This window comes from Knoellia locipacati, assembly GCF_007992835.1.
GTDB classification, from domain to species: Bacteria; Actinomycetota; Actinomycetes; order Actinomycetales; family Dermatophilaceae; genus Knoellia; species Knoellia locipacati.
On the sequence record NZ_BKBA01000008.1, the window covers coordinates 233,846 to 259,786 of the forward strand.

27 protein-coding genes and 1 tRNA gene are annotated in these 25,941 nt (G+C 72.8%); 20 read left to right on the forward strand and 8 right to left on the reverse strand.

The genetic code is table 11. From position 1 onward, the window contains the following. The first annotated feature begins 54 nt into the window (after nucleotides 1–54). The 4 genes from tmk (at nucleotide 55) to KLO01_RS09285 (ending at nucleotide 3,592) form a co-directional block, all read left to right on the forward strand. Nucleotides 55–687 carry a dTMP kinase gene (gene tmk / locus KLO01_RS09270; RefSeq protein WP_147064384.1) on the forward strand — a complete coding sequence of 211 codons (633 nt, stop codon included), beginning with the start codon at nucleotides 55–57 and terminating at the stop codon, nucleotides 685–687. Continuing rightward, nucleotides 684–1,823 (forward strand): DNA polymerase III subunit delta', encoded by a 1,140-nt coding sequence (locus KLO01_RS09275; RefSeq protein WP_147064386.1) that lies wholly within the window; start codon nucleotides 684–686, stop codon nucleotides 1,821–1,823. The genes tmk and KLO01_RS09275 overlap by 4 nt, the downstream gene beginning before the upstream one ends. A gap of 59 nt (nucleotides 1,824–1,882) precedes the next feature. Next, a complete protein-coding gene (locus KLO01_RS09280) occupies nucleotides 1,883–3,427 on the forward strand; it encodes an alpha/beta hydrolase (protein ID WP_147064387.1) in 1,545 nt (514 codons plus the stop codon). Nucleotides 3,428–3,518: 91 nt separating this feature from the next. Next, nucleotides 3,519–3,592, forward strand: a tRNA-Thr gene (locus KLO01_RS09285). Nucleotides 3,593–3,849: 257 nt separating this feature from the next. Here KLO01_RS09285 and KLO01_RS09290 read toward each other — a convergent pair. The 3 genes from KLO01_RS09290 to KLO01_RS09300 all read right to left on the reverse strand — a co-directional run bounded on the left by KLO01_RS09290 (nucleotide 3,850) and on the right by KLO01_RS09300 (nucleotide 6,165). Continuing rightward, nucleotides 3,850–4,512 (reverse strand): lysophospholipid acyltransferase family protein, encoded by a 663-nt coding sequence (locus KLO01_RS09290; RefSeq protein ID WP_147064389.1) that lies wholly within the window; start codon nucleotides 4,510–4,512, stop codon nucleotides 3,850–3,852. Next, nucleotides 4,512–4,889, reverse strand: coding sequence for a thioesterase family protein (locus tag KLO01_RS09295; protein ID WP_147064391.1), 378 nt, complete (start codon nucleotides 4,887–4,889; stop codon nucleotides 4,512–4,514). The genes KLO01_RS09290 and KLO01_RS09295 overlap by 1 nt, the downstream gene beginning before the upstream one ends. A 64-nt stretch (nucleotides 4,890–4,953) precedes the next feature. Beyond that, on the reverse strand, nucleotides 4,954–6,165 hold the full coding sequence (locus KLO01_RS09300) for a glycoside hydrolase family 15 protein (protein WP_147064393.1): 1,212 nt from the start codon (nucleotides 6,163–6,165) through the stop codon (nucleotides 4,954–4,956). A gap of 146 nt (nucleotides 6,166–6,311) precedes the next feature. On the opposite strand from KLO01_RS09300, the gene KLO01_RS09305 reads away from it, so the two are divergent. After that, on the forward strand, nucleotides 6,312–7,058 hold the full coding sequence (locus KLO01_RS09305; RefSeq protein WP_147064395.1) for a GNAT family N-acetyltransferase: 747 nt from the start codon (nucleotides 6,312–6,314) through the stop codon (nucleotides 7,056–7,058). Here the strand turns inward: KLO01_RS09305 and KLO01_RS09310 are convergent. Continuing rightward, a complete protein-coding gene (locus KLO01_RS09310; protein ID WP_147064397.1) occupies nucleotides 7,036–7,677 on the reverse strand; it encodes an inorganic diphosphatase in 642 nt (213 codons plus the stop codon). The genes KLO01_RS09305 and KLO01_RS09310 overlap by 23 nt on opposite strands. A gap of 91 nt (nucleotides 7,678–7,768) precedes the next feature. Here KLO01_RS09310 and KLO01_RS09315 point away from each other — a divergent pair, with 91 nt between their 5' ends. From KLO01_RS09315 to tilS, 3 genes are read left to right on the forward strand one after another with little or no spacing between them, the layout of a single operon-like run. Further along, nucleotides 7,769–9,217, forward strand: coding sequence for a D-alanyl-D-alanine carboxypeptidase/D-alanyl-D-alanine-endopeptidase (locus KLO01_RS09315; RefSeq protein ID WP_186827985.1), 1,449 nt, complete (start codon nucleotides 7,769–7,771; stop codon nucleotides 9,215–9,217). Nucleotides 9,218–9,225: 8 nt separating this feature from the next. Further along, nucleotides 9,226–10,278 (forward strand): Rv3626c family coenzyme F420 biosynthesis-associated protein, encoded by a 1,053-nt coding sequence (locus KLO01_RS09320; RefSeq protein WP_147064401.1) that lies wholly within the window; start codon nucleotides 9,226–9,228, stop codon nucleotides 10,276–10,278. 13 nt (nucleotides 10,279–10,291) lie between these two features. Beyond that, nucleotides 10,292–11,257: a tRNA lysidine(34) synthetase TilS gene (gene tilS, locus KLO01_RS09325; RefSeq protein ID WP_147064403.1), complete on the forward strand. Its 966-nt coding sequence runs from the start codon at nucleotides 10,292–10,294 to the stop codon at nucleotides 11,255–11,257. A gap of 3 nt (nucleotides 11,258–11,260) precedes the next feature. Here the strand turns inward: tilS and KLO01_RS09330 are convergent, their stop codons facing one another. Beyond that, a complete protein-coding gene (locus tag KLO01_RS09330) occupies nucleotides 11,261–11,671 on the reverse strand; it encodes a hypothetical protein (protein WP_147064404.1) in 411 nt (136 codons plus the stop codon). Then, the gene (locus KLO01_RS09335) at nucleotides 11,668–12,372 is read right to left on the reverse strand and encodes an SDR family NAD(P)-dependent oxidoreductase (RefSeq protein ID WP_186827986.1); all 705 of its coding nucleotides are present in this window, start codon (nucleotides 12,370–12,372) and stop codon (nucleotides 11,668–11,670) included. Before KLO01_RS09335 ends, KLO01_RS09330 begins: the two co-directional genes overlap by 4 nt. Nucleotides 12,373–12,485: 113 nt before the next feature. On the opposite strand from KLO01_RS09335, the gene hpt reads away from it, so the two are divergent. The 6 genes from hpt (at nucleotide 12,486) to KLO01_RS09365 (ending at nucleotide 18,191) form a co-directional block, all read left to right on the forward strand. After that, nucleotides 12,486–13,037, forward strand: a complete 552-nt coding sequence (gene hpt, locus KLO01_RS09340) for a hypoxanthine phosphoribosyltransferase (protein WP_147064406.1) — start codon at nucleotides 12,486–12,488, stop codon at nucleotides 13,035–13,037. Between the two features lie 192 nt (nucleotides 13,038–13,229). Further along, entirely contained in the window at nucleotides 13,230–15,353 is a 2,124-nt protein-coding gene (ftsH, locus tag KLO01_RS09345; RefSeq protein WP_147064408.1) for an ATP-dependent zinc metalloprotease FtsH, read from the forward strand. Nucleotides 15,354–15,366: 13 nt separating this feature from the next. Continuing rightward, on the forward strand, nucleotides 15,367–15,978 hold the full coding sequence (folE, locus tag KLO01_RS09350; protein WP_147064410.1) for a GTP cyclohydrolase I FolE: 612 nt from the start codon (nucleotides 15,367–15,369) through the stop codon (nucleotides 15,976–15,978). A 10-nt stretch (nucleotides 15,979–15,988) separates the two neighbouring features. Next, entirely contained in the window at nucleotides 15,989–16,855 is an 867-nt protein-coding gene (gene folP / locus KLO01_RS09355; protein ID WP_246136133.1) for a dihydropteroate synthase, read from the forward strand. Next, complete coding sequence (folK, locus tag KLO01_RS09360) at nucleotides 16,852–17,736, forward strand: 2-amino-4-hydroxy-6-hydroxymethyldihydropteridine diphosphokinase (protein ID WP_147064412.1); 885 nt, start codon at nucleotides 16,852–16,854, stop codon at nucleotides 17,734–17,736. Before folP ends, folK begins: the two co-directional genes overlap by 4 nt. After that, nucleotides 17,733–18,191 carry a DUF3180 domain-containing protein gene (locus KLO01_RS09365; RefSeq protein ID WP_186827987.1) on the forward strand — a complete coding sequence of 153 codons (459 nt, stop codon included), beginning with the start codon at nucleotides 17,733–17,735 and terminating at the stop codon, nucleotides 18,189–18,191. The genes folK and KLO01_RS09365 overlap by 4 nt, the downstream gene beginning before the upstream one ends. Nucleotides 18,192–18,335: 144 nt before the next feature. On the opposite strand, the gene KLO01_RS09370 is transcribed toward KLO01_RS09365, so the two are convergent. Together KLO01_RS09370 and KLO01_RS09375 are read right to left on the reverse strand one after the other, a co-directional pair. After that, nucleotides 18,336–19,514, reverse strand: coding sequence for an NADH-quinone oxidoreductase subunit D (locus tag KLO01_RS09370; RefSeq protein ID WP_147064416.1), 1,179 nt, complete (start codon nucleotides 19,512–19,514; stop codon nucleotides 18,336–18,338). Then, nucleotides 19,507–20,457, reverse strand: a complete 951-nt coding sequence (locus KLO01_RS09375; protein WP_147064418.1) for an SAM-dependent methyltransferase — start codon at nucleotides 20,455–20,457, stop codon at nucleotides 19,507–19,509. Before KLO01_RS09375 ends, KLO01_RS09370 begins: the two co-directional genes overlap by 8 nt. 63 nt (nucleotides 20,458–20,520) lie before the next feature. On the opposite strand from KLO01_RS09375, the gene KLO01_RS09380 reads away from it, so the two are divergent. Genes KLO01_RS09380 through nadC form a run of 6 tightly spaced genes read left to right on the forward strand, consistent with a single transcriptional unit; the run spans nucleotide 20,521 to nucleotide 25,933 of the window. Further along, on the forward strand, nucleotides 20,521–21,021 hold the full coding sequence (locus KLO01_RS09380; protein ID WP_147064420.1) for an FBP domain-containing protein: 501 nt from the start codon (nucleotides 20,521–20,523) through the stop codon (nucleotides 21,019–21,021). A gap of 17 nt (nucleotides 21,022–21,038) precedes the next feature. Next, nucleotides 21,039–21,935 (forward strand): Rossmann-like and DUF2520 domain-containing protein, encoded by an 897-nt coding sequence (locus tag KLO01_RS09385; RefSeq protein ID WP_147064423.1) that lies wholly within the window; start codon nucleotides 21,039–21,041, stop codon nucleotides 21,933–21,935. Next, entirely contained in the window at nucleotides 21,932–22,891 is a 960-nt protein-coding gene (gene panC / locus KLO01_RS09390; RefSeq protein ID WP_147064425.1) for a pantoate--beta-alanine ligase, read from the forward strand. The genes KLO01_RS09385 and panC overlap by 4 nt, the downstream gene beginning before the upstream one ends. 29 nt (nucleotides 22,892–22,920) lie before the next feature. Beyond that, nucleotides 22,921–23,346, forward strand: a complete 426-nt coding sequence (panD, locus tag KLO01_RS09395) for an aspartate 1-decarboxylase (protein WP_147064427.1) — start codon at nucleotides 22,921–22,923, stop codon at nucleotides 23,344–23,346. Beyond that, the gene (locus tag KLO01_RS09400; protein WP_147064429.1) at nucleotides 23,343–25,043 is read left to right on the forward strand and encodes an L-aspartate oxidase; all 1,701 of its coding nucleotides are present in this window, start codon (nucleotides 23,343–23,345) and stop codon (nucleotides 25,041–25,043) included. The genes panD and KLO01_RS09400 overlap by 4 nt, the downstream gene beginning before the upstream one ends. Further along, complete coding sequence (gene nadC, locus KLO01_RS09405) at nucleotides 25,040–25,933, forward strand: carboxylating nicotinate-nucleotide diphosphorylase (RefSeq protein ID WP_147064431.1); 894 nt, start codon at nucleotides 25,040–25,042, stop codon at nucleotides 25,931–25,933. Before KLO01_RS09400 ends, nadC begins: the two co-directional genes overlap by 4 nt. Nucleotides 25,934–25,941: the final 8 nt, after the last annotated feature.

Sequence of the window (25,941 nt, forward strand, 5' to 3'; positions counted from 1 at the left end):
CTGCCGCGTATGCCGTCCCGCTCACGTGTCGTCGCGCTCGCCTAGGCTCGGCACGTGAGCGGACAGGGACTCTTCATCGCCTTCGAGGGCGGCGACGGCGCGGGCAAGTCGACGCAGGTGCGTCTGCTCGCCGCGGCGCTGGAGTCGCTGGGGCGCGAGGTCGTCGTCACCCGCCAGCCCGGGGGCACCCCGCTCGGCGCCGAGATCCGCGACCTCGTGCTGCACGGCAACCACGTGTCGCCGAGGGCCGAGGCGCTGCTCTTCGCCGCCGACAAGGCGCACCACGTCGACCAGCTCATCCGGCCCGCCATGGACCGGGGCGCCGTCGTCGTCACCGACCGCTACACCGACTCCTCCGTCGCCTACCAGGGCGCCGGGCGCGACCTCGGCGCCGTCGAGGTGCACGACCTGCAGATGTGGGCCGTCGACTCGCTCGTGCCCGACCTCACCGTCATCGTCGACATCTCGGCGGAGGAGGGCCGCAGCCGGCGGGGCGAGGTCCACGACCGGCTCGAGTCCGAGGCCGACACCTTCCACGAGGCGATCCGACACCACTTCCTCGCGATGGCCCAGGGCTCGCCCGAGCGCTACCTCGTCGTCGACGGCACGCTGCCGTCCGACGAGATCCACGCCGCCGTCATGGGCCGGCTCACCTCGTCCGGACTCCTCGACGGGGGCGCCGCGTGAGCGTCTGGCGTGACGTCATCGGCCAGGAGCCGGCGGTCACGACCCTGTCCCGGGCCGTCGAGGACCCCGCCTCGATGACCCACGCGTGGCTGCTCACCGGCCCTCCGGGCTCGGGGCGCTCCGTCGCGGCGCGGGCCTTCGCCGCCGCCCTGCAGTGCCCCGTCAACGGCTGTGGGCAGTGCCGCGAGTGCCGCACCGCCGCCGACGGCACCCACGCCGACGTCGACGTCATCGCCACCGAGGGGCTCTCGATCAAGGTCGAGCAGGCCCGCGACCTCGTCGCGCTCGCAGCCCACCGCCCGTCCGTGGGCACGTGGCGCGTCATCATCGTCGAGGACGCCGACCGCCTCACCGAGCGTGCCGCCGACGCCCTGCTCAAGGCCCTCGAGGAGCCGGTGCCGCGCACCGTGTGGATGCTCTGCGCACCCTCGGTCGAGGACGTCATCATCACGATCCGCTCGCGCTCGCGGCACGTGCGCCTGCGCACCCCGTCGGTCGAGTCGGTGGCCGACCTGCTCGTGCGCCGCGACGGTGTGGACCCGCCGATGGCGATGTATGCCGCCCGCGCCGCCCAGTCCCACGTCGGTCTCGCCCGCCGCCTCGCCCGTGACGAGAACGCCCGCATCCGGCGGCACGACGTCATCACGCTGGCGTCCAAGATCCGCACCGTCGGCGACGCCATCGACGCCGCGGCCGACCTCTCGACGATCGCCACCGAGGAGTCGCAGGCCTCCTCGGCCGAGCGGGACGCCGCCGAGAAGGCCAGGCTCATGGAGGTGCTCGGCGCCGACCCGTCGGCCCGCACCCAGCCGCCGCACATCCGCTCGCAGCTCTCCTCGCTCGAGAAGGAGCAGAAGGCCCGCGCCACCCGCTTCTCGCGCGACATGGTCGACCGGGCCCTCGTCGACCTGCTCTCGGTCTATCGCGACGCCCTCGTCCTGCGCACCGGCGCACCCACGGCGCTGGTCAACGAGGACTCGCGCAACGTCGTGCAGCAGGTCGCCCAGGTGCTGTCGTCGGAGCGGGTCCTCGTCGCCATGGACGCGATCGGCACGGCCCGCGAGCGGATCGCCGCCAACGTCCAGCCCCTCCTCGCGCTCGAGGCGATGGCGCTGGACCTCCGACTGCCGCGCTGAGGGTTCGCGCCCGCTGGGGCGAACGGCATACCCAAGGTTCGACCCGTAGGGTCGACGCCATGCGTCGCCTGCCCTTCACCGCAGCCCTCGTCTCGGTCGCCCTCGTCGCGTCCGGTTGCACGGCCGTCGGGGACCTCTTCGACCGGGCCGCGCCGGCCCCCTCGTGGTCGGCCCAGAAGCCCCCCGCCGGGATGGAGGGCATGGACCGGTTCTACGACCAGCAGCTCGGGTGGCAGGACTGCGGCGGCGCCCAGTGCGCCAAGCTCGAGGTGCCCCAGAGCTATGCCGAGCCGGACGGGGACACCATCGAGATCTCGGTGCTCAAGGTCCCGGCCCGGCGCGGCTCCCAGCGGATCGGCTCGCTCGTCGTCAACCCGGGTGGGCCCGGCGGCTCCGGCGTCGACTACGCGCGGGCGGCCGACTTCATCGTGGGCTCCCCGGTGCGCCAGCGCTTCGACATCGTCGGGTTCGACCCGCGCGGCGTCGGACGCTCGGCACCGATCGACTGCGTCGACGACTCCCAGCTCGACGACCTGCTCGGCGCCGACCCGACCCCGGACGACGCGGGGGAGGACCAGGAGTTCGCCGACCGCTGGAGGGGCTTCGCGCAGGCGTGCGGCGCCAACGCCGGACCGCTCCTGGGGCACGTGTCGACCGTCGATGCCGCCAAGGACATGGACGTCCTGCGGGCGGCGCTCGGCGAGCAGAAGCTGCACTACCTCGGCAAGTCCTACGGGACCTACCTCGGGGCAACGTATGCCGGCCTGTTCCCCCAGCTCGTCGGCCGCTTCGTCCTCGACGGCGTCGTCGCCCCCGACCTCACCGCGCAGGAGGTCAACCTCGGGCAGGCCAAGGGCTTCGAGACCGCGACCCGCGCCTGGGCCAAGTTCTGCATCGAGAAGGGCAGCTGCCCGCTCGGAGGGTCGGTCGACGAGGTGATGCAGGGGCTGCGTGACTTCCTGGCGAGGGTCGACGAGCAGCCGCTCAAGGAGACCGGCGACCCCGCGGTCACCGAGCTCACCGAGGGCTGGGCCTCGACCGGCATCGCCGCCGCGATGTACGACGAGGGCATGTGGGACGGCCTCGTCGAGGCCATGCGCGACGCGCTCAAGGGCGACGGCTCCGAGCTCATGGGCCTGGCCAACAGCTATGCCGACCGCAAGCCCGGCGGTGGCTACTCCGGCAACATCATGGAGGTCATCTACGCCGTCAACTGCCTCGACAAGCCCGAGTCGGACTCGGTCGAGGAGCACGCGCGGGCCGCCGAGGCCTCCCGTGCGGAGGCGCCGACGTGGGGCCCGTTCCTCATGTGGTCCTCGCTGGCGTGCGGGTCGTGGCCCGTCAAGACCGAGCGGTCGTCGCAGCCGCCGGCCAAGATCACCGCCGAGGGCGCGCCCCCGATCGTCGTCGTCGGCACGACCCGCGACCCGGCGACGCCCTACGAGTGGTCGGTGCGCCTGCGCGACCAGCTGGCCAAGGCCTCGCTCATCACCTACGACGGTGACGGGCACACGGCATACACGCGGTCCAACGACTGCGTCGACGAGCCGATCGACACGTTCTACACGAAGGGGACCGTGCCGCAGGACGGCCTCAAGTGCTGACGACCGGCAGACACGGCCGGCTCGGTTTCGCGATGGGCCCGGGTTGTTCGTATACTCGTGCGGCGTGCTCGACCCGCGGGTCAGGCACCACGCCGCTTTAGCTCAGTCGGCCAGAGCGATTCACTCGTAATGAATAGGTCGTCGGTTCGATTCCGACAAGCGGCTCAGCGAACGCCCCCGACTCCGGTCGGGGGCGTTTCTGGTCCCACGGGTCATCCACCTCGCAGGCACGGGGCCGCGGTGCAGGGAGGTCGTCACCACTGCCATCCATCGCACATCTGGACACCTCCCGGGAGTTCGCGCCGCCGCCTGGTGGGGTCGTTCCACGCTAAAACCCGCGGCCGCGTGCATACCGATGCGCGATGACCATTTGTGTCCTGGTCAATCAGCGGCAGGGCCACACACTGCTGGACCTCCTCGGCTCAGCGGGTGTGCCACATCTCCTGGGCGACGGCGATCTGGTCGCGGATCGCGGCCATGACGGCGGCGGTGACCTCGCGCGCGGCGGCCTCGTCGGTGCGCCCGGCCCACGGCGAGAGGTCGACCGCCGGGCCGACCGAGAGACACGCCGTGTGGCGGTGCCAGATGTGCTCGGTGCCCTGCTGGGGCCCCCAGGTGCCCACGGGGATGACCGGCGCCTCGGGGTGCCTCAGCGCGAGCCGCGCCGCGCCCGTGCGGGCCGGGCCGGGCATGAGGTCGGGCTCGGTGGTAAGCCGACCCTCGGGATAGAGCGCCACGAGGTGCCCCTTGGACAGGTGCTCCGAGGCGAGGTCGAGCGCAGCCGCGGCCGAGGCCGACCCGCGCGCGACGGGGATCTGGCCGGTCGCCCGGGCCAGCGACCCGACGCCGGGCCAGCCGAAGACCTCCTGCATCGCGAGGAAGTGCGGGAAGCGTCGGTGCCCGATCGCCACCCGCGCGACGGCGAGCGGGTCCGTCATCGTCAGGTGGTTGGCGACGACGATGACGGGGCCGGTGCGCGGCACCGATCCCATCGTCCGGAACCGCACGCGGTGCGCGACACCGGCGGCGGCCCACACCAGGGCGAACCCTGCCGCGTTCCGGAGGTGCTGGCGCGGTGTCGGCATCAGAGCCGGCCGAGGAAGCGGTCGACGTCGACGACGACCCGGGTGACCTCGCCGGTGGCGACGACCTTGCCGTCCGTATGCCGTGCGCTCACCCTGAGCCGGTGCAGCCGCCCGTCCGCGTGGGAAGGGTCCGCCGTGATGACGACCTCGGCACCGACGGGGGACGCGGCGGAGTGCTGGAGGTCCACCCGTGTCCCGACGGTCGTGCGGCCGTCGCCGACCGCGGGCTCGAGGGCCGCGCACGTGGCCGCCTCCATCCACGCGAGCAGCCGTGGGGTGGCGAGCACGGGCAGGCTGCCGGAGCCCAGGGCGGCGGCGGTGTCGTCCTCGGTGACGACGAAGGTCTGCTCGACAGGGGTCGGGCCCGGTGCGTTCATGCGGTCAGTCAAGCAAGGCCGTCAAGGACGCGGCGTGAGTACGCGACGTCATCTGGGCCGCGGGTCACTCATGCGAGGGCGCCGGCTCGAGCTCGTCGAGGGTGAGCAGCACGAGCGCTGCCGTCCAGAGCAGGGGAGCCGGTCCGGCCGGGCTGCCCGACCGGTTGACCTTCTCGGGGAGCGAGCCCCAGGGCGTCCGGTGGTCGTCCAGCCAGGTGAGCCAGTGCTCGGCCGTCTTGTCGCGCCCGGACGCCGCGGCGGTGTAGGCCACGAGCGCGGTCTCCGGCGTCCACGAGGTGCCGTCCTGCCTCCACCCCGAGCCCGGGGCGAGCCCACCGGAGGAGCGCGCCGCGTCACGCTGGTAGGCGAGCCACCGCTTCGTCGTCCGCTTGTCGTCGGGTCCGAAGGGCGGCATGAGCATCGCCACGGCGGCGTCCATCCCGCCGGTGTCGCCGAACCGCTCGAGCGCGGGCCCCATCGAGTCGTGGACCCGGGCCTCGAGTCGCTTCGCCGCCTGGCCCGCCACCCAGCGCTCGGAACCCGGACCGTGGTCGGCGGTCGCACGCAGTCCGGCGATCATCGGCGCCACCGTGCCGAGCGAGGTCTGCCCGACCGGGAGCTCCCAGTAGTCCGGCGAGGGCGGCGGCAGGAGCCACCCGCTCGACGTGAGGCGCAGCAGGTTCATGAGGCACTTGGTCCGCAGGCCGTCCGCCGACCGGGGGAGGGCGGCGTCGGTCATGGAGCCGATCGCCCAGAGCACCCAGCCGCACCCGTCGGACTGGGGGCCGCGTGGCTCGGCGACGACCCTGCTGCCGTCGAGCAGGTAGCGGGCGTCGAACCCCTGCGCCGGGTCGAAGGGCAGGCGCGCGATGACGTCGATGATGGCGCGAGCCTCGGCGGAGTGGCCGGTGCGGTCGAGCGCGAGGGCGATGAACGCGCCGTCACGCGGCCAGAAGTAGTCCCAGCTCCCCGCGGCGCCGGCCGCCGGGGCGCGCCCCGAGCTCAGCCCGCTCGTGGCCTGGTGCAGGTCGATGAGCGCCCACCGGCTCATCGACTCCCACCGGGTGCCCTGACCGGGCACGGAGCCGAGCTCGACCCACTCGCGGGCGGCCCGCACGATCGAGGCGCCACGCGGGTCGCCGTCCCCGATGCGGTACTGCGGTGGCGTCGCCAGCTGCGGCTCGGCCCACACGTCCTGCGTCGGGGTCCGGCTCCCGCAGGCCGCGAGGAGGGCGCAGCAGACGAGCGCCGCTACGGCACTCACTGCTCGTCGCACGACTCCACACCTCCCGCCGGACCGGTCCCGGCGAACCTACGCCGCACGCCGGTGCGTTGTCCTGCGAACGGGGGCGTGCGGCATACCCACTGCAGGGCGTATGCCGCACGCCCACCGGCTCCCGCACCTCACCTAGGCTCCCGCGCATGACCTCCCTCAACGAGTTCGGGCAGCAGGTCGGGCGTGAGGTCCCCGGGTGGGAGCCGCGGCCCGCGCCGGTGCCGGTGACGCTCGAGGGCCGCTACGTGCGGGTCGTCCCGCTGGACTCGGTGCACTACTCCGACCTCTTCGAGGCCGTGTGCGGGCCGGACGACGGGCCCTTGTGGACCTACAGGCAGATCGCGCGGCCCACGTCGCTGGCCGGTCTGTGGATGCACCTCGCTGCGGCGGTCGACGCCCCCGACCAGGTGCCGTTCACGCTCGTCCCCCTCGAGGGAGAGCGGGCCGGCCGGGCGAGCGGGATCGCGTCCTTCACCCGGATCGACCCACGCACCGGACAGGTCGAGGTCGCGGGCGTCCTGTACTCGCAGAGCCTCCAGCGCACCCGCGCGGCGACCGAGGCGATCTCGCTGCTCATGCGGCACGCCTTCGAGGACCTGGGCTACCGGCGGTTCGAGTGGAAGTGCGACAGCCTCAACGAGCCGTCACGCCGTGCCGCCACCCGCCTCGGCTTCACCCACGAGGGCCGGTTCCGCAACCACATGGTCACGCAGGGCCGCAACCGCGACACCGACTGGTTCTCGGTGACGGACGAGGAGTGGCCACAGGTGCGGGCCGCCCACGACGCCTGGCTGGACCCCGCCAACTTCGACGACGAGGGCCGCCAGCGAACGTCGCTGGCGGCCCCCAGAAGTCAGGGTGTGGGCGGTCTCAGGCCTCCGGGGAGTCGCTGAGCGGGCGCTCCTTGGTGGCGAGCTCCTCCTTGGCCTTGGCCGCCGCGTGGGCGTGCTCTGCCTCGGTGCGGGCCGCGGAGGCCGCCTTGGCGTCGGACTCCTGGGCGGCCGGCATACGCCAGCGGGCCGTGGTCATGCCGGCCTCCTTGGCGCGCTCGATCGCCTCGGTGACACAGCGCTCGGCGTCCTCGCGGCCGGCCCAGTGGGCGCCCTCGACGGACTTGCCGGGCTCGAGGTCCTTGTAGGTCTCGAAGAAGTGCTGGATCTCGAGGCGGTCGAACTCGCTGATGTGCTCGAGCTCGGTGATGTGCGCCTTGCGCGGGTCGCCGGCCGGGATGCAGAGGATCTTGTCGTCGCCGCCGGCCTCGTCGCGCATGTGGAACATGCCGATGGGACGGGCGCGCACGAGGCAGCCGGGCCAGGTCGGCTCGTCGAGGAGGACGAGGGCGTCGAGCGGGTCGCTGTCCTCGCCCAGGGTGTCCTCGACGTAGCCATAGTCGGACGGGTACGCCATCGACGTGAACAGCATGCGGTCCAGGCGGATGCGGCCGGTCTCGTGGTCGACCTCGTACTTGTTGCGGTGACCCTTGGGGATCTCGATGGTGACGTCGAACTCCACGGTGGTGGCCTTCTTTCGGATGGGTATGGATGACCTACGCTCGGGGACCAGTGTCCCGTATGAGTTCGGGGGCACCAAAGAAAGGGGTCCGATGCGGCGGGCGGTTGTGGCCGGGGTCACGCTCCTCCTCGTCGGCGGGGTGGGTTATGCCGCTGCCGACGTCGTCGACCTCGCCCCCGGGATCCTCACCTACGACGGTGCGCCGGTGGCCCCGCCGACGCCCACCGGCTCGGCCTCGGCGTCCCCGGCCTGGGCCGCGCTGCCGAGTGCCGCGCCCGCCACCGCGACCCCCTCGCCGACCGCCACGGCAGCCGGAGCGGCACCCACCACCGCCGGTCTGACCAAGGCGCTCGCGGCCATCGCGAAGGACCCCTGGCTGGGTCCCAGCGTCGGCATCAGCGTGCGCGACGGAGTGACCGGCGCGGAGCTGTATGCCGTGTCCCCCGGTGTCGCTCGCGCCCCCGCCTCCACCCTCAAGGTCCTCAGCGCCTTCGCGGTGACCAAGCACGTCGACCTCGACGCCCACATGACGACGAGGGTCGTCACGGGGGACACCCCGACCGAGATCGTCCTCGTCGCCGGCGGCGACACCCTGCTCGGCAGCGGAGCCTCGGACCCGCACGCCGTCGAGGGCCACGCGGGCCTCGCGACCCTCGCCGACGAGGTCGCGCAGTCGCTCACCGACCGCGGCGCCGGAGCGGTGACCCTGCGGGTCGACGCGACCTACGCCGCCGGCCCTCGCTATCCCGCGACCTGGAAGAAGGAGGACATCGCCGCCGGGTTCACCCAGTCGGTGTCGATGCTCGACATGGTCTCCCAGCGCGCCGGCGGTGGCCGGGCCGCACCTGCCGTGCCCGAGACCGGTGTCGCCGCTGTCCTCGCCAAGGCCCTCACGGCGCGCGGCCACGCGACGACCGTCCTGCCGCTCTCCGGCCACGGCACCCCCGCACCGGCCGGCGCCACCGAGCTCGGCGCCGTGGAGTCCGCGACCTATGCCGACCACCTCGGCTTCGCCCTCCAGCACAGTGACAACGCCCTCACCGAGAACCTCGTCCGCCAGGCCATGGTCGCCGCCGGAGCCTCGCCCGCCGCACCGCTCGGCCCGCCGCAGTTCGTCGTCAGGACGCTCGCCGACGCCGGAGTGCCGACCGCGGGCCTTCGCCTGCTCGACGTGAGCGGGCTCTCGCCGGGCCAGACGGCGACCGCCACCGCCCTCGCCGACGTCGTCGCGCTCGGTGCGACGGGCAAGGACCCCGCGTTCCTGCGGGCGGTCGCGAGCTTCCCCGTCGCCGGGCTGACCGGGAGCCTCTCCGACCGCTACCGAGGCAAGGAGACCGGGTCCGTGGCCGGCATACCGAGGGCCAAGACCGGCACGCTCCGGGGGATCTCGAGCCTCGCGGGCACGACCGTCGACGCCGACGGGCACCTGCTCGTCTTCGCCGTCCTCACCGATCGTGTGCCAGCCTCGTCGGGAACGCTGGGCGCACGCGCGGCGTTGGATCGCTTCGTCACCGCACTCACGATGTGCGGCTGCCACTAGGAGGGCACGTGAGCAACAGCTACGTCGACTGGGAGTTCGCCAAGACCACGGGACGCACCCTCGTCGCCGCCGGTCCGAGCGTCTCCGCGGACGAGGCGGCCGCCGAGGTCGGTGCGATCCGCGAGTCCGCGCGCAAGGCCCACGGCCCCGTCGCCGAGACCTCGCGGCTGCAGACGCCCGACGACGCCCCCGAGGCCCTCGTCATCGACCGTCCGACCTGGATCGCGATGAACGCCGACTCGATGGGCGCGATGCTCAACCCTGCGTTCGAGCAGATCCTGTCCAGGCGTGGCGAGGCCGCGGCCCCCAGCGGCCTGGCCGCCTCGATCGGCGGCAAGGTCACGGGAGCCGAGGCCGGGGCGCTGCTCGCGTTCATGTCGAGCAAGGTGCTCGGCCAGTACGACCTGGCGCCCGGCGGCACGCCCTCCCTCCTGCTCGTCGCACCCAACCTCGTCCAGGTCCAGCGCGAGCTCGGCGTCGACGCCGAGGACTTCCGGGCGTGGGTCTGCATGCACGAGGAGACCCACCGGGTGCAGTTCACCGCCGTCCCGTGGCTGCGCGACCACATGGTCGCCGAGGCGCGCACGCTCGCGACCGAGATGGCCCCCGACCAGGACCGTCTCCAGGAGCTCGCCAAGGCCCTGCGCGAGAAGCTGCCCGAGGTCTTCAGCAGCGGCTCGGGCGGCATCACCGAGCTCGTCATGACGCCGGAGCAGCGCGAGAAGCTCGCCGAGCTCACCGCCGTGATGTCGCTGCTCGAGGGACACGCCGACGTCGTCATGGACGACGTGGGCCCCGCGCACATCCCGACCGTCGCCGAGATCCGCTCGAAGTTCACCGAGCGTCGCAAGGGCGCCGGAGCTGTCGACAAGATCCTGCGCCGCCTCCTCGGCCTCGAGGCCAAGATGCGCCAGTACCGCGACGGCGCCGCGTTCGTGCGCGGCGTGCAGGAGCGCGTCGGCGTCGACGGCTTCAACGCCGTCTGGACCTCGCCCGAGACGCTGCCCAGGCCCCTCGAGATCACCGACCCCGCCGCCTGGGTCACCCGCGTCCACGGCTGAGCCCGGTCCTCCCGTGAGCGGTCCGCACCCGTCGACGGCCCAGATCCGGTATGCCGTCCGCTCGGCCCTCGCGGACCTCTCGCCGGGGGCGGTCGTGCTCGTCGCCTGCAGCGGTGGAGGCGACTCGATGGCGCTCGCGGAGGCGGTGGCGCACGAGCAGCGGCACGACGACTGGTCCAGTGGCGCCGTCGTCGTCGACCACGGTCTCCAGCCGGACTCGGCCGAGGTCGCCGGGATGGTCGGGGAGCGGGTGCGCGCCCTCGGGCTCGACCCGGTCGCGGTCGAGCGGGTCGTGGTGGCCGACCGCGGATCCGGCCTCGAGGCGGCTGCGCGTGATGCCCGCTACGCCGCCCTCGACGCCGTCGCCGACCGCGTCGGCGCCACCGTCGTCCTCCTCGGTCACACCCTCGACGACCAGGCCGAGCAGGTGCTCCTCGGTCTCGTCCGCGGTTCGGGCGCACGCTCCCTCTCCGGTATGCCGTCCACCCGGGGCCGCTTCCGCCGTCCCCTTCTCGGGGTGACCCGGCACCAGTGCCGCGAGTCGCTCGAGGCCGAGGGCGTCGCCTGGTGGGACGACCCGATGAACGACGACCCGGCGTTCACCCGGGTGCGGGCCCGGCGGGCCGTCGCCGACCTCGAGGCCGACCTCGGCCCCGGGGTCGCCGCCGCGCTGGCCCGCTCCGCCGACCTCCTGCGTGAGGACGCCGACCACCTCGACTCGCTCGCCGACTCCGCCGTGCAGGCGCTCGGCGCCGGGCCGTGGGAGGTCGACGACCTCGCGGCGCTGCCCCGGGCCGTCCGCACCCGGGTCTGGCGACGGCTCCTCGTCGCGGCCGGCGCACCGGCCGGGCAGGTGGGCACACGGCATACGGACGCGTGTGAACGGCTCGTTACGAGCTGGCGCGGACAGGGGCCGGCGCACCTCCCCGGGGACCTGCGGGCCACCCGCTCGGGTGGCCGCATCGCCCTCTCGCGCTGACCCTCAGAGTGCGACGACCGCTCCGGCTGCGCAGGCGAGCGCGCCGACGAGACGCAGCCGGTCGACGAGCAGGAGGCGGTGGAGGACGCGCGGGTCGTGACCGCGCCCGAGCCGACCGTGGAGGGGAGCTGCCCCGGCTGCGGTGAGCGCCATCGACACCGCCGCCGCGACCGCGGCGACGACGGTGCCGGTGGTGAGCGGCTCCCGGAGCAGCGCCGCGGCGACAGCGGCGAGCAGGCCGACGTAGACGACGCCGACGACCGGGGTGATCCTGCGCGAATGGGCCTCGTGCGCCGCCGTCCAGCGGTCCGGCGGGACGTCGGCGAGCGCCGGGTAGACGACGAGGGTGACCGTGAGCTGGAAGCCGAGGTGGGCCCCGGCCGCCAGGACCAGCCAGCCGGAGGCGTCGGTCATCGGGGAGGGTCGCCGAAGGCGCTCGCGGGCACGTCGTCCTCACCCGCGGCGATCGCGTCGACGATCCGCCGGGCGACGTCCTCGGGGCGGTGCCCCGCAGGAAGCCTCGGCGCCGTGCCGGACAGGGGGCGGGTGGCCAGCCCCGTCTCCGTGTGGGGTGGACGCAGGTCGAGGACGTCGACGCGCGAGCGCCTCAGCTCGGTGCGCAGCGCGGTCGCCACCGCGCTGAGCGCCGCCTTGCTGGCGGAGTACGCGACCATCCCCGGGAGGGGGCGCTCCGCCACGACGGCGCTGATCTGCGCGACGAAGCCTTGCGACTCCACGAGCAGCGGCAGCAGGCGTCGGAGCAGGACGAGGGGACCGACGACGTTGGTGAGGAACAGCTCCTCCACGACCTCGTCCGGCGTCTCGAGGAGGGGGCCGAAGGCGACGGCGCCCGCGGCGTTGACGACTCCGTCGAGCCCTCCCAGGTGCTCACGTGCCCGTTGCTCGACGAGGTCGCCGGTCGCGGCATCGGCCAGGTGGCCGACGACGACCGTCGCGGCGCCGTCGAGCCCGACCTCGGCGAGCCGGTCCGCGTCGCGTCCCACGAGCAGGAGGCGGGCGCCGCGCGCGTCCAGCTCGCGGGCGACGAGCGACCCCAGCGCCCCGCTGGCCCCGACCACCGCCACCCGTGCTCCTGCCAGATCGCGCGCCGTCATGGCCCGACGATAGACGGCTGGGCGCAGTCGGAGGGGTGCCCGGCTGTCCATCGACCCGGTCCGTCCGGTTGACTGACCCTGACGGACCGTCGACACAACAGGGAGAGTGCACCGTGGACGCTGCCCACATGGGAGCAGACCTCGAGCGGGTCCTCGTGACCGAGGACGAGATCCAGGCCAAGCTGGCCGAGCTGTCTCAGGAGATCGCGGACGAGTACGCCGGCAAGGACGTGCTCCTCGTGGGCGTCCTCAAGGGCGCGGTCATGGTCATGGCCGACCTCATGCGTGCGCTGCCCATCACGGCGCCGGTCGACTGGATGGCCGTCTCGTCCTACGGCTCGGGCACCAAGAGCTCGGGCGTCGTGCGGATCCTCAAGGACCTCGACACCGACATCTCGGGCAAGCACGTGCTCATCGTCGAGGACATCGTCGACTCCGGCCTCACGCTGTCGTGGATCCGCTCCAACCTCGAGTCGCGCAACCCCGCGTCGGTCGAGATCTGCACCCTGCTGCGCAAGCCCGAGGCCGCCAAGGTCGAGGTCGACGTCAAGTGGGTCGGGTTCGACATCCCCAACGAGTTCGTCGTCGGCTACGGCCTCGACTACGCCGAGCAGTACCGCGGCCTGCGCCAGGTCGGCACGCTCGCCCCGCACGTCTACAGCTGAGTCGGGCGCAGGGGCGGCCGCGCCGTCCCGGAGCGAGGAACACGCGGCATACGCCGGTCGTTGTCCGTTCGGACGCACCCGGTGCAGGACGCACTGTCGCGGGTAGCGTGTACACCAGCCTGTGGCGCGCGAGCGTGCACGGATGAGCTCGTTGATCAGGAGGACGTGGGGCCCTGCGCCCCATTCACATTCATGGATGCCAAGCGCGTGTTCAAGACCCCGTTGTTCTGGGTCCTTGCGGTCATCGCCATCACCGTCGTGATGTTCTCGTTGGGAGGGGACGGCGGCTACGCGACGATCGACACGGCCAAGGCCGAGAAGCTCATCACGGACAAGAAGGTCGACAAGGCCGAGTTCACGAGCGACAACGTGCTCAACCTCGACCTCAAGTCGGACTCGCCCTACACCGACGAGAAGGCCAACATCTCCGGCGCCGACAAGGTCCGCGCCGAGTTCGTCGACGCCCGCGCCGAGTCCCTCGTCGAGCTCGTCAAGGCCAACCCGCCGACCGACGGCTACAACGACAAGCGCGAGACCCAGAACCCGTTCTGGAGCCTGTTCATCAGCATCTTCCCGATCCTGCTGCTCGTCGGCCTCTTCTGGTTCATGATGAGCCAGGCCCAGGGGGGTGGCTCGCGGGTCATGCAGTTCGGCAAGTCCAAGGCCAAGCTCGCGACCAAGGACACCCCCAAGGTCACCTTCGACGACGTCGCCGGTGCCGACGAGGCCGTCCAGGAGCTCCACGAGATCAAGGAGTTCCTCGCCGACCCGGCCAAGTTCCTCGCCGTCGGCGCCAAGATCCCCAAGGGCGTCCTGCTCTACGGCCCTCCCGGCACGGGCAAGACCCTCCTCGCGCGCGCCGTCGCCGGCGAGGCCGGGGTGCCGTTCTACTCGATCTCCGGCTCGGACTTCGTCGAGATGTTCGTCGGTGTCGGTGCCTCGCGTGTGCGTGACCTCTTCGAGCAGGCCAAGGCCAACGCGCCCGCCATCGTCTTCGTCGACGAGATCGACGCTGTCGGCCGCCACCGCGGCGCCGGCCTCGGCGGTGGCCACGACGAGCGCGAGCAGACGCTCAACCAGCTGCTCGTCGAGATGGACGGCTTCGACGTCAAGACCAACGTCATCCTCATCGCGGCGACCAACCGCCCCGACATCCTCGACCCGGCGCTGCTGCGCCCCGGCCGCTTCGACCGCCAGATCGCCGTCGAGGCCCCCGACATGCTCGGCCGCCACCGCATCCTCGAGGTCCACTCGCAGGGCAAGCCGATGGCTCCCGGTGTCGACCTGCTCGCCGTCGCCCGACGCACCCCCGGCTTCACCGGTGCCGACCTCGCCAACGTCCTCAACGAGGCCGCGCTGCTCACGGCCCGCACCGACAAGACGCTCATCGACGACGCCACGCTCGACGAGGCCATCGACCGCGTCATCGCCGGCCCGCAGAAGAAGACGCGGATCATGTCGGCCAAGGAGCGCAAGATCACGGCCTACCACGAGGGTGGTCACGCCCTCGTCGCCGCGGCGATGAACCACACCGACCCGGTCACCAAGGTGACGATCCTGCCCCGCGGTCGCGCACTCGGCTACACGATGGTCATGCCGATCGACGACAAGTACTCGACGACCCGCAACGAGATCCTCGACCAGCTCGCCTACGCGCTCGGTGGCCGCGTCGCGGAGGAGATCATCTTCCACGACCCGACGACCGGCGCCGCCAACGACATCGAGAAGGCCACCGCGATGGCCCGCAAGATGGTCACCGAGTACGGCATGAGCGAGCGCGTCGGCGCGATCAAGCTGGGCCAGAGCCAGGGCGAGGTCTTCCTCGGCCGCGACATGGGCCACCAGCGCGACTACTCCGAGAAGATCGCCGGCATCGTCGACGAGGAGGTGCGCTCGCTCATCGAGGCCGCCCACGACGAGGCGTGGCACGTCATCAACGACAACCGCCACATCCTCGACCGCATGGTCCTCGAGCTGCTCGAGCGCGAGACGCTCAACCAGAAGGAGATCGCCGAGGTCTTCCAGGGCATCGTCAAGCGCCCGCTGCGCCCGACGTGGCTCTCGAGCGAGCACCGTGGCATCTCCGACCAGCCGCCCGTCCTCACCCCCGCCGAGCAGGTGGCCCTCAACGGCCACGGCCCGTCGGGCGAGCCCACCGGCGCACGCGTCAACGAGGGTGACCCGTCGACGTCGGCGGCGATCGACCGGGCCGCGACCGAGGGTGCCCACCCGGAGGCCGAGGCCGCCGGCGAGCACCCGCCCACCCAGGTGATCGAGGTCCCCGAGGGCCAGCGTGTCGACCCCGACGCCCACTGAGGGAGGCCGGCCGGTGCCGGACACGAGCGACGAGACCGACACGCTGCCCCCGCGGCAGGTCGACCACGAGCGTGCCCGCGCGGCCGTGCGCGAGTTCCTCATCGCCATCGGCGAGGACCCCGACCGCGAGGGCCTGCTCGACACTCCCGACCGCGTCGCGCGTGCCGCCACGCAGCTGTATGCCGGGCTGTCCCAGGACCCGGCGCAGGTCCTGTCCGCGCGGTTCTCGATCGACCACGAAGAGCTCATCATCGTGCGCGACATCGAGATCTTCTCGACCTGCGAGCACCACCTGCTGCCCTTCCACGGGGTCGCCCACGTCGGCTACATCCCGGCGACCGACGGCACCGTGACCGGGCTGTCCAAGCTCGCCCGTCTCGTCGACGTCTTCGCCCGCCGCCCCCAGGTGCAGGAGCGGATCACGACCCAGGTCGCGGACGCACTCGTCGAGAACCTCGGCGTCCAGGGCGTCATCGTCGTCATCGAGGCCGAGCACCTCTGCATGTCGATGCGGGGCGTTCACAAGCCCGGCTCCCGCACGATCACCTCGGCCGTGCGCGGCCAACTGCGCGACCCCGCCACCCGGGCCGAGGCGATGTCGCTGCTGCTCGGCGGCAAGCGGTGAGCAGCGCCACGTGATCCCGCTCGTCGCTGGTCCGCGACCCCTCGTCATGGGGGTCGTCAACGTCACTCCCGACTCGTTCAGCGACGGCGGCGAGTGGTTCGAGCCGGAGGCCGCGATCGCCCACGGGCGAGACCTGCTGGCCGCCGGGGCCGACCTCATCGACGTCGGTGGCGAGTCCACCCGCCCGGGTGCGACCCGGCCCTCGGTCGACGAGGAGCTGCGTCGCGTGGTCCCCGTCGTGCGCGCCCTGGCCGCCGAGGGCGCCGTGATCTCGATCGACACGATGCGTGCGGCTGTCGCCGCTGCCGCGGTCGAGGCCGGCGCCGAGATCATCAACGACGTGAGCGCAGGCCTCGCGGACGGCGAGATGGCATCGCTCGCCGCGCAGGCCGGCATACCCTTCATCGCCATGCACTGGCGCGGCCACAGCACCGAGATGCAGTCGCGCGCCGTCTACGACGATGTCGTGGCCGACGTCTGCCGAGAGCTGCGCGAGCGGGTGGCGGCGTTGCAGGAGAGCGGGATCGACTCCGCCAACATCATCCTCGACCCCGGGTTCGGGTTCGCCAAGACGGCCGAGCACAACTGGGCCCTGCTGCGCAGCCTCGACGAGGTCGTCGCCCTGGGGCACCCCGTCCTCGTCGGCACCTCGCGCAAGACCTTCCTCGGGCGTCTGGGGCGGGCCGCGGGCGAGGACCCGCGACCGCCGACCGAGCGCGACCTCTCGACCGCCGTCACGTCGTTCCACGCCGCGCGCCGGGGTGCGTGGGCGGTGCGCGTGCACGACGTCGGCTCGACGATCCAGGCCCTCGATGTGGCCGACGCGCTCAAGGACCCCGATGCGCTCAAGGACCCCGATGCGAAGGAGCGCTCGTGAGCGACCGGATCACCCTCAAGGGCATCTCGGCCAAGGGCTTCCACGGGGTCCTCGACTTCGAGAAGCGCGACGGACAGACCTTCGTCGTCGACGTCGAGATGGACGTCGACCTCAGCCAGGCCGGCACGAGCGACGACCTCGCCGACACGGTGAACTACGCCGAGGTCGCCGGTGACGTCGTGGCGCTCGTCGAGGGGGAGTCGCTCGACCTCATCGAGGCGCTGGCCGACAGGATCGCCGCCAAGGTGCTGACCCGCCCCCTTGTCGAGTCCGTCGTCGTCTCCGTCCACAAGCCGCAGGCGCCGGTCGGGCACCCGTTCACCGACGTCGCCGTGACCGTCGAGCGGCTGCGCGAGACGCCCGTCGTCGTCGCCATCGGCTCCAACATGGGCGACCCGCTCGAGACCATCCAGAACGCCGTGAGCGCCCTCTGGCTCGCCCTCGACCTCAAGTCGGCCTCGCGCGTCTACGAGACGGCACCCGTCGGTGGGCCGGCCCAGTCGGCCTACCTCAACGCCGTGGTCGTGGGGACGACCTCGCTCTCGCCCCAGCGCCTGCTGCGCACCCTGCAGGACATCGAGCTCGACCACGGTCGCGTCCGTAAGGAGCGGTGGGGCCCTCGCACGCTCGACCTCGACCTCATCCAGTACGGCGACCCCGTCTTCGACACCGACGTCCGCCTGTCCACCGAGGCGCTGACCCTGCCGCACCCGCGGGCGCACGAGCGGGCGTTCGTGCTCGTGCCGTGGGTGGATGCGGACGCCGAGGCGGCACTGCGGGTCGACGGCCAGGTGCGACGCGTCGCCGAGCTCGTCTCCGAGGTCGGCAGCGCCGGCGTCTCGCTCGGCCCCGACGTCGACCTCATGGAGGACGGGTGGTGAGCAGCTCCGGCGTGCGCGCCCGCGTGGCCGTGCTCGTGACGCTCGTGGTGGGCCTCGCCTCGTGGCTGCTCTGGAAGCTCCTCACCGGTGGGGGCACGCTCGTGCCGCGCCCGTCGTGGCTCGCGGCGGTGCTGCTCGTCGGCATGGCGGCGTTCGTCGCCGGCTGGGCGTGGCCGGTCCGCTCCTACCTCGCCGGGCGCTCGACCCGTCGCCTCGACCCGTTGCGCGCGGCGCGCGTCGTCGTGCTCGCGCAGGCGGCGACCCTCACCGGCGCTGCTGCCGCCGGCTGGTATGCCGGCCAGCTGGCCGTCGTCGCCAGCGACCTCTCGCTCGTGGCCAACCAGGACCGCGTGTGGCGGCTCGCCGTGCTCGTCGGCGCCGGGTTCGTGCTCGCCGCCGCGGGGCTTCTCGCCCAGTCGTGGTGCCGGGTCGACCCCCGAGACGACGACGACTGACGTCACCCCCCTCGCAACTGATTGCCCCACGCCGCGGCCCCACCCCGCAACTGATTGCCCCACGCCGAGGCGACCCGCCCTCACCGTGGGGCAATCAGTTGCAGCCGGGGCGGGGCGGGGCGGGGCGGGCCGAGGGGTGGGGGCCTACTTGTCGACGTCGCCGACGACGAAGAACGTCGACCCGAGGATCGCCACCATGTCGGACACGAGGGTCCCGGGCAGCAGCTCGGTGAGCACCTGCACGTTGTTGAACGACGCCGAGCGCAGCTTGAGCCGCCACGGCGTCTTGTCGCCGCGTGAGACGAGGTAGTAGCCGTTGAACCCGAGCGGGTTCTCGGTCGCGACGTAGGTCTCGCCCTCGGGGACCTTGAGCACCTTGGGCAGCCGCTGGTTCACGGGTCCGGAGGCCATCGACCCGAGCACGGACAGGCAGTGCTCGACGAGGTCGAGGCTCACGTGGACCTGCTCGAGCAGCACCTCGAGCCGGGCGAGGCAGTCGCCGGCCGTGCGGGTGACGACCCGACCGGGCCCGTCCTCGCCGAACAGCTCGGCATACGCGAGGTAGGGCGCGTCGCGGCGCAGGTCGACGTCGAGACCGGAGGCGCGCGCGATCGGACCGGAGACGCCGTACTGCTGCACGGTTGCCACGTCGAGGACCCCGACCCCGCGGGTGCGCGCCGTGAGGATCTCGTTGCCGACGAGCATCGACTCGAGGTCCGGCAGCCTGCGCCGCACCGCCTGCACGGCGTCGTCGACCCGGCCCAGCCAGCCGGCCGGCACGTCCTCCTTGAGGCCGCCGACGCGGTTGAACATGTAGTGCATCCGCCCGCCCGACGCCTCCTCCATCACCGCCTGGAGCTCCTCGCGCTCCCTGAAGGCGTAGAAGACGGGCGTGATCGCCCCGAGCTCGAGCGGGTAGGACCCGAGGAACATGAGGTGCGACAGGACGCGGTTGAGCTCGGCGAGCATCGTCCGCAGCCACACGGCACGCTCGGGCACCTCCATGCCGAGCATCTCCTCGACCGCGAGGACGACCCCGAGCTCGTTGCCGAACGCGCTGAGCCAGTCGTGGCGGTTGGCGAGGACGATGATCTGCCGGTAGTCGCGGACCTCGAAGAGCTTCTCCGCCCCGCGGTGCATGTAGCCGATGATCGGCTCGGCCCGCACGATCCGCTCGCCGTCGAGGGTGAGGCGAAGCCGGAGCACGCCGTGCGTCGCCGGGTGCTGGGGGCCGATGTTGAGCACCATGTCGGCCGTCGCCAGGCCGCCTGCGCCGACGGCGACCGTGGTCGTCTGCGCTGCGTCGGGCGTGGGCTCAGGCATGGCCCCGAGTATGCCGGGTCATCGCCCAGGAGAACCCGCCGAGCCCGTTCGGGTCGGTGAGCGCGGCGACCGTCGACGAGCGGCCGAGCGCCCGGACGTAGCCGAGCGGGTCGCTGCCGGCCAGCGCGTGCTCGGGCGTGGCGGCCCTGGTGCCGAGCCGGTGGAGCAGCTCGCGCTGCGTGAGGACCTCGTCGGCGCCGAGCGAGTCGGTGGCGACGTGCGCGGTGAGGTCACGCCGCCCGTCCGGGACCGTCTCGGTCACCTGTCCCTCTTGGTATGCCGTGAGCGTCCCGAAACTCGGCCGTCCCGTCCGCACGTGGCCGTAGTCCACCGCGACGGTGAGCCCGGAACGGTTGCGGGACAGCAGGTCCCGCCATGCCAGGTCACGGCTCAGGCCGACCTCGACGCGCTCCCCGGGGGTGGCGCTCGTCCACCACGCGTCGGCCCAGGCGCGGTCGTCGCCGGTGAGCGTGCCACCCAACGTCTCGGTCCCGGAGTCATCGACGAGCACCTCGCGCAGCTCGCCCTCGTCGTCGACCTCGGCCACCGTGCACGGCACGACGTCGAGCCACTCGTGCGCGAGGACGAGGGCGTCGAGGTCACGCAGCTCGTCGGGCAGCAGTGCGCCGCCGGGGGAGCGAAGCCACTCGACGGCGCCCGGCAGGTCGCCGGGGCGCTCGACGACGTCGACCCCGACGAGGTCGAGGTCGGGCCGCTGGTCGTGCAGGTGGTGCAGCAGCTCGCCGCGCCCGCACGCGAGGTCGACCACACGGCATACGCCCGCCTCGTCCGCGAGCCGGCCGACCGCCTCGGCGAGGACGGCACCCAGCCCGCCGTGCGCCGAGGTCGTGAAGTGCCCTGCCGGTCCCTCGTCGCGGCGGTAGAACCCGTCCGGGCCGTAGAGCGCGTCCCACCACGCGTCACGCCAGGGTCGAGGGTCCACCCCGGCAACCTACGACAGGGAATCCGTTCGCGTCACGGCCGGCACGAGGGCACACTCGATGCGGTGAAACCCCTCACCGAGAACGAGATCCGCTCCAGCTTCGTCAACGCCTCCAAGCGCGAGGTCGCGCAGGCGAGCCTGCCGGACCTGGGGAGCCTGGACTGGGACAGCCTCGAGTACCTCGGGTGGCAGGACGCCAAGCGGCCGCTGGGCTACGCCGTCGTCGACGTCGACGGCGAGCCGCGCGGCATCATCCTGCGTGCCGCACCGCCGCCCACGGCACTCGGTGGTCGTCGCCGCAGCGCGATCTGCGCGTGGTGCGAGGACCCGCTCGAGACGCAGGACGTGAGCCTGTGGGTCGCGAAGCGCGCCGGCGCGGCAGGCCGCAAGGGCGACACCGTCGGCACGCTCATCTGCACACAGTTCCGCTGCTCGGCCAACGTGCGACGCAAGCCCACCTTCGCCGAGCTCGGCTCGAACGACCCGTCGGCGCGCGAGCAGTTCGTCGAGCGTCGCATCGCCGGGCTGCAGGACCGGGCGGCCAGGTTCGTCGCGCAGGTCTGAGGGTCTAGGTTGGCTGCGTGAGTTCAGGCGAGCACCCCGCGCGGTTGTCCATCGGGGTCATCGGGGCCGGCCGTGTCGGTGCCGTCCTGGGGGCCGCTCTCGCGCGTGCCGGCCACCGGATCCAGGCCGCGTATGCCGTGAGCGCGGAGAGCCGTGAGCGTGCGGCCGCGCTCCTGCCGGGAGTGCCCCTCAAGGAGATCCCGGAGGTCATCGACGGCGCCGACCTCGTGCTCCTCGCCGTCCCCGACGACGCCCTCCCCGAACTCGTCGCCGGCCTGGCCGCCACCGACACGTGGCAGGCGGGGCAGATCGTCGTCCACACGAGCGGGCGCTACGGCGCCGAGGTCCTGCGCCCTGCGATGGCGGCGCACATCCTTCCGGTGGCGATCCACCCGGCGATGACCTTCACCGGCACGGCCCTCGACCTCGGACGTCTCGAGGAGTGTGCGTTCGGCGTCACCGGGCCCGACGCGCTGCGGCCCATGGCCGAGGCCCTCGTCGTCGAGATGGGCGGCGAGCCCGTGTGGGTCCCCGAGTCGCAGCGGGCGGCCTACCACGCAGCCCTCGCCCACGGGTCGAACCACCTCGTCACCCTCGTCGCCGAGGCGATGGAGGTGCTCGCGGCCGCCGGTGTCGAGCAGCCCCGCAGCGTGCTCGGGCCGCTCGCCAGGGCGGCGCTCGACAACGCCCTGCGGCTGGGTGACGCAGCGCTCACCGGGCCGGTGGCTCGTGGTGATGTGAGTACCGTGGGTGCGCACCTGCGCGAGCTGGGCCGGATCTCGCCCGAGATCAGGACGACGTACGTCGCCCTGGCCCGCGCCACCGCGGTGCGCGCGCTCGAGAGCGGGCGGCTCCAGCCGTCGGCCGCCGAGCCCTTGCTCGACACCCTCGCCGACCAGGAGCCCACACCGTGACCGACAGCGCCACCTCCACCGCGACGCCGGACTCCTCGACGGCGCCGGTCGTCGCGAGGACCCGCGACGAGATGCGGGCCGCCCGGGCGGCCCTCGCGGGCGCCGACGTGGCCGTCGTCATGACGATGGGTGCCCTCCACGAGGGCCACGCTCAGCTGCTCCGCGAGGCCCGGCGCGCCGCCGAGCACGTCATCCTCACGATCTTCCTCAACCCCCTGCAGTTCGGGCCCAAGGAGGACCTCTCCCGCTACCCGCGCACCTTCGACGACGACATGCGGATCGCCACCGACGCCGGCGTCGACATCGTCTTCGCGCCGACCCCCGACGTCGTCTACCCCGACGGCGACCCCGGGGTGCGGGTGTCCGCCGGACCCCTCGGTGACGTCCTCGAGGGTGCGTCGCGACCGGGTCACTTCGACGGCATGCTCACCGTCGTCGGCAAGCTGCTCCACCTCACCGGGGCACGACGCGCCTTCTTCGGCCAGAAGGACGCCCAGCAGCTGCTCCTCATCCGCCGGATGGTGCGCGACCTCGACTTCCCCGTCGACGTCGTCTCGGTCCCGACGGTGCGCGAGCCCGACGGCCTCGCCCTGAGCAGCCGCAACACCTACCTCACCGACTCCGACCGCGAGGTCGCGCTGTGCCTGAGCCGCGCGCTCACCGCGGGAGCCGACCAGACGGCATACGGGCCCTCGGCCATCCGCCGTGCCGCCCGCGAGGTCCTCGTCGAGGAGCCGCTGGCCCTCGTCGACTACCTCGTGCTCGTGCACCCGAGCACCCTCCAGGACGTGCCCGAGTGGTACCGCGGGGAGGCGCTGCTCGCGGTCGCCGCCCGGGTCGGGACGACGCGGCTCATCGACAACACCCCGATCCTCGTCGGCCCGGGCGGTGGGAGACTCGACGTCTTCTCGCAGCCCGAGTCCGGCAGCATCCCCGCCCGCCCGGCCGCCGGCTGACCGGCATCTCGACCAGGAGCCCCCGCCCCATGTACCGCTACATGCTGCACAGCAAGATCCACCGCGCCACCGTCACGCAGGCCGACCTGCACTACGTCGGTTCGCTGACGATCGACATGGACCTCATGGAGGCCGCCGACCTCCTCCCCGGCCAGCAGGTCGACGTCGTCGACGTGGACAACGGCAACCGCCTGACGACCTACGCGATCGAGGGCGAGCGCGGCTCCGGCATCCTCTGCATCAACGGTGCGGCGGCGCGGCTCATCAGCCCCGGCGACACCGTCATCATCATCGCGTACGCGTCGATGTCCGACGAGGACGCGCGGGCCCACGACCCGCACGTCGTCTTCGTCGACAAGGACAACCGGATCGTCGAGGTCGGTGACGACGGTGGCGACGTGCCCGAGGGCTTCGGGCTCAAGACCTCCGCCGTCACGAAGCGTTCGCACGAGTGACCGCTCCCGACGCGCGGATCCCTCGGGCGCTGGCCGCGCCCGCACCGGGCTGGACGACCTCGGCCGACGTCATCGTCGTCGGCTCGGGGATCGCCGGGCTCACCTGCGCCCTGCGGCTGCGCGAGCAGGTCGACCGCGTCCTGCTCGTCACCAAGACGGTGCTCGACGAGGGTTCCACGGCCTGGGCGCAGGGCGGGATCGCCGCGGCGCTCCACCCCGAGGACTCACCCGAGGAGCACCTCGAGGACACCCTCGTCGCCGGTGTCGGGCTCTGTGACCGCGACGCCGTCGAGGCCCTCGTCACCGAGGGCCCGAAGCGGGTGCGCGAGCTCGTCGCCCTGGGCGCGGAGTTCGACCGCGACGCCGAGGGCGAGATCAAGCTGACCCGCGAGGGTGGTCACCACCGCGACCGCATCGCCCACGCCGGTGGCGACGCGACGGGACGCGAGATCTCACGGGCCCTCATCGCAGCCCTCCACCGCGTCATCGACGACCCGGGCATCGAGGTGGTCGAGCACGCCCTCGTCGTCGACCTCCTCCAGGCGGGATCCGACGACGGCGAGGTCGTCGGGGTGACGCTGCACGTCATCGGCGAGGGCCAGCTCGACGGCGTGGGGGCGGCCTACGCGCGGGCGGTGGTGCTCGCGACCGGCGGGCTCGGCCAGATCTACACGTCGACGACGAACCCCCCGGTGGCGACCGGCGACGGCATGGCCGCGGCGCTGCGTGCCGGCGCCCGGATCACCGACCTCGAGTTCATCCAGTTCCACCCGACGGTGCTCTTCCTCGGGGAGGGGTCGACGGGCCAGCAGCCGCTCATCTCGGAGGCCGTGCGCGGCGAGGGCGCGTTCCTCGTCGACGGCGCCGGGCGCCGCATCATGGAGGGGCGGCACGAGCTCGCCGACCTCGCGCCGCGCGACGTCGTGGCCCGGGCGATCCTCGAGACGATGCGCGAGCAGGGCACCGACCACGTGTTCCTCGACGCCCGCCACCTCGGCGGTGCCTTCCTCGAGGAGCGATTCCCCTCGATCGTCGCGTCCTGCCGCTCGCTGGGCTTCGACCCGGCGACCGACCTGCTGCCCGTGGCGCCAGCCCAGCACTACGCCTCGGGTGGCATCGAGACCGACCTGCGCGGGCGCACCTCGCTGCCCGGGCTCTATGCCTGTGGTGAGTGCTCGTGCACCGGCGTCCACGGCGCCAACCGGCTCGCCTCCAACAGCCTGCTCGAAGGGCTCGTCTTCGCCAGCCGGATCGCCGCCGACATCCCCGAGCGGATCGCGGCGGGGGAGCTGCCCGAGGTCGTGGTGCCCGCGACGCCGGCGCACGCCGGTGGCGAGGGCTCCGGCCCGGGTGCCCTCCTCGACAGCACGCAGCGGCTCACGGTGCAGCGGGCGATGACGGCGGGGTCGGGTCCGGTCCGCTCGGCGAACTCCACGGCGGCGACCGCCGGGACGCTCGCGGACCTCGCCGCGCTCCCGCCCTCGACGGCCGCCCCGGGGCCGCGCACCTGGGAGACGACCAACCTCCTCCACCTCGGGCAGGTGCTCACCGAGCTGGCCCACCGACGCGCCGAGACCCGTGGTGGGCACGTGCGTCGCGACTTCCCCGAGCGTGACGACGCCCGCTGGCTCGTGCGCCAGAGCGTCGTCGTCTCACCCGACCGCACCCTCACCGTGACCGAACGGAGTATGCCGTGAGCGCCCCCTCGCGCCCCGACCTCGCCTTCCCCGTGGCGGACGCCCGGCGCGTCGTCACCGTGGCGCTCGACGAGGACCTCGGTGGACCCGACGGCGTCGACGTCACGACGACCGCGACGATCCCGGCCGCCCAGCAGACGCGCGCCGCGGTGGTGGCGCGCGAGGCGGGCACCGTCGCCGGTGTCGACGTCATCGCCCTCACCCTCGACGAGGTCGCCCGACGGCTCGGCGCCGAACCGGTGTCGGTCTCGCTCGTGGCGGCCGACGGTGACCGCGTGGAGCGCGGTGACGTCGTGGCCGAGCTCAGCGGGTCGACCCGGGTGACCCTCGTCGCCGAGCGGACCCTGCTCAACGTTCTCAGCCGGTTGTCCGGCATCGCCACGCACACCCGTCGCTGGGCCGACGAGCTCGAGGGGTCCGGCGCCACCGTCCTCGACACCCGCAAGACGACGCCGGGGCTGCGGGCGCTCGAGAAGTTCGCGGTGCGCGCGGGCGGCGGGACCAACAAGCGCATGGGCCTGCACGACGTCGCGATGATCAAGGACAACCACAAGCTGGCCGCCGGAAGTCTCGCCGCGGCATACGCCGCCGTGCGTGAGCAGTTCCCGCAGGTGCCGGTCCAGGTCGAGGTGACCACGACGGAGGAGGCCCTCGAGTCGGTCGCAGCCGGTGCGCGGTTCCTCTTGTGCGACAACATGTCCACGGACCTGCTGCGCGCGACGGTCGAGGCGGTGCGCGGCACCGGTGAGGACGTCGAGATCGAGGCCACGGGCGGTCTGACGCTCGAGGTGGCGGCGGACTACGCCGCGACGGGTGTGGACTACCTCAGCGTCGGTGGGCTGACCCACTCGAGCCCGATCCTCGACCTCGCCCTCGACCTGCGTGACTAACTCACCAA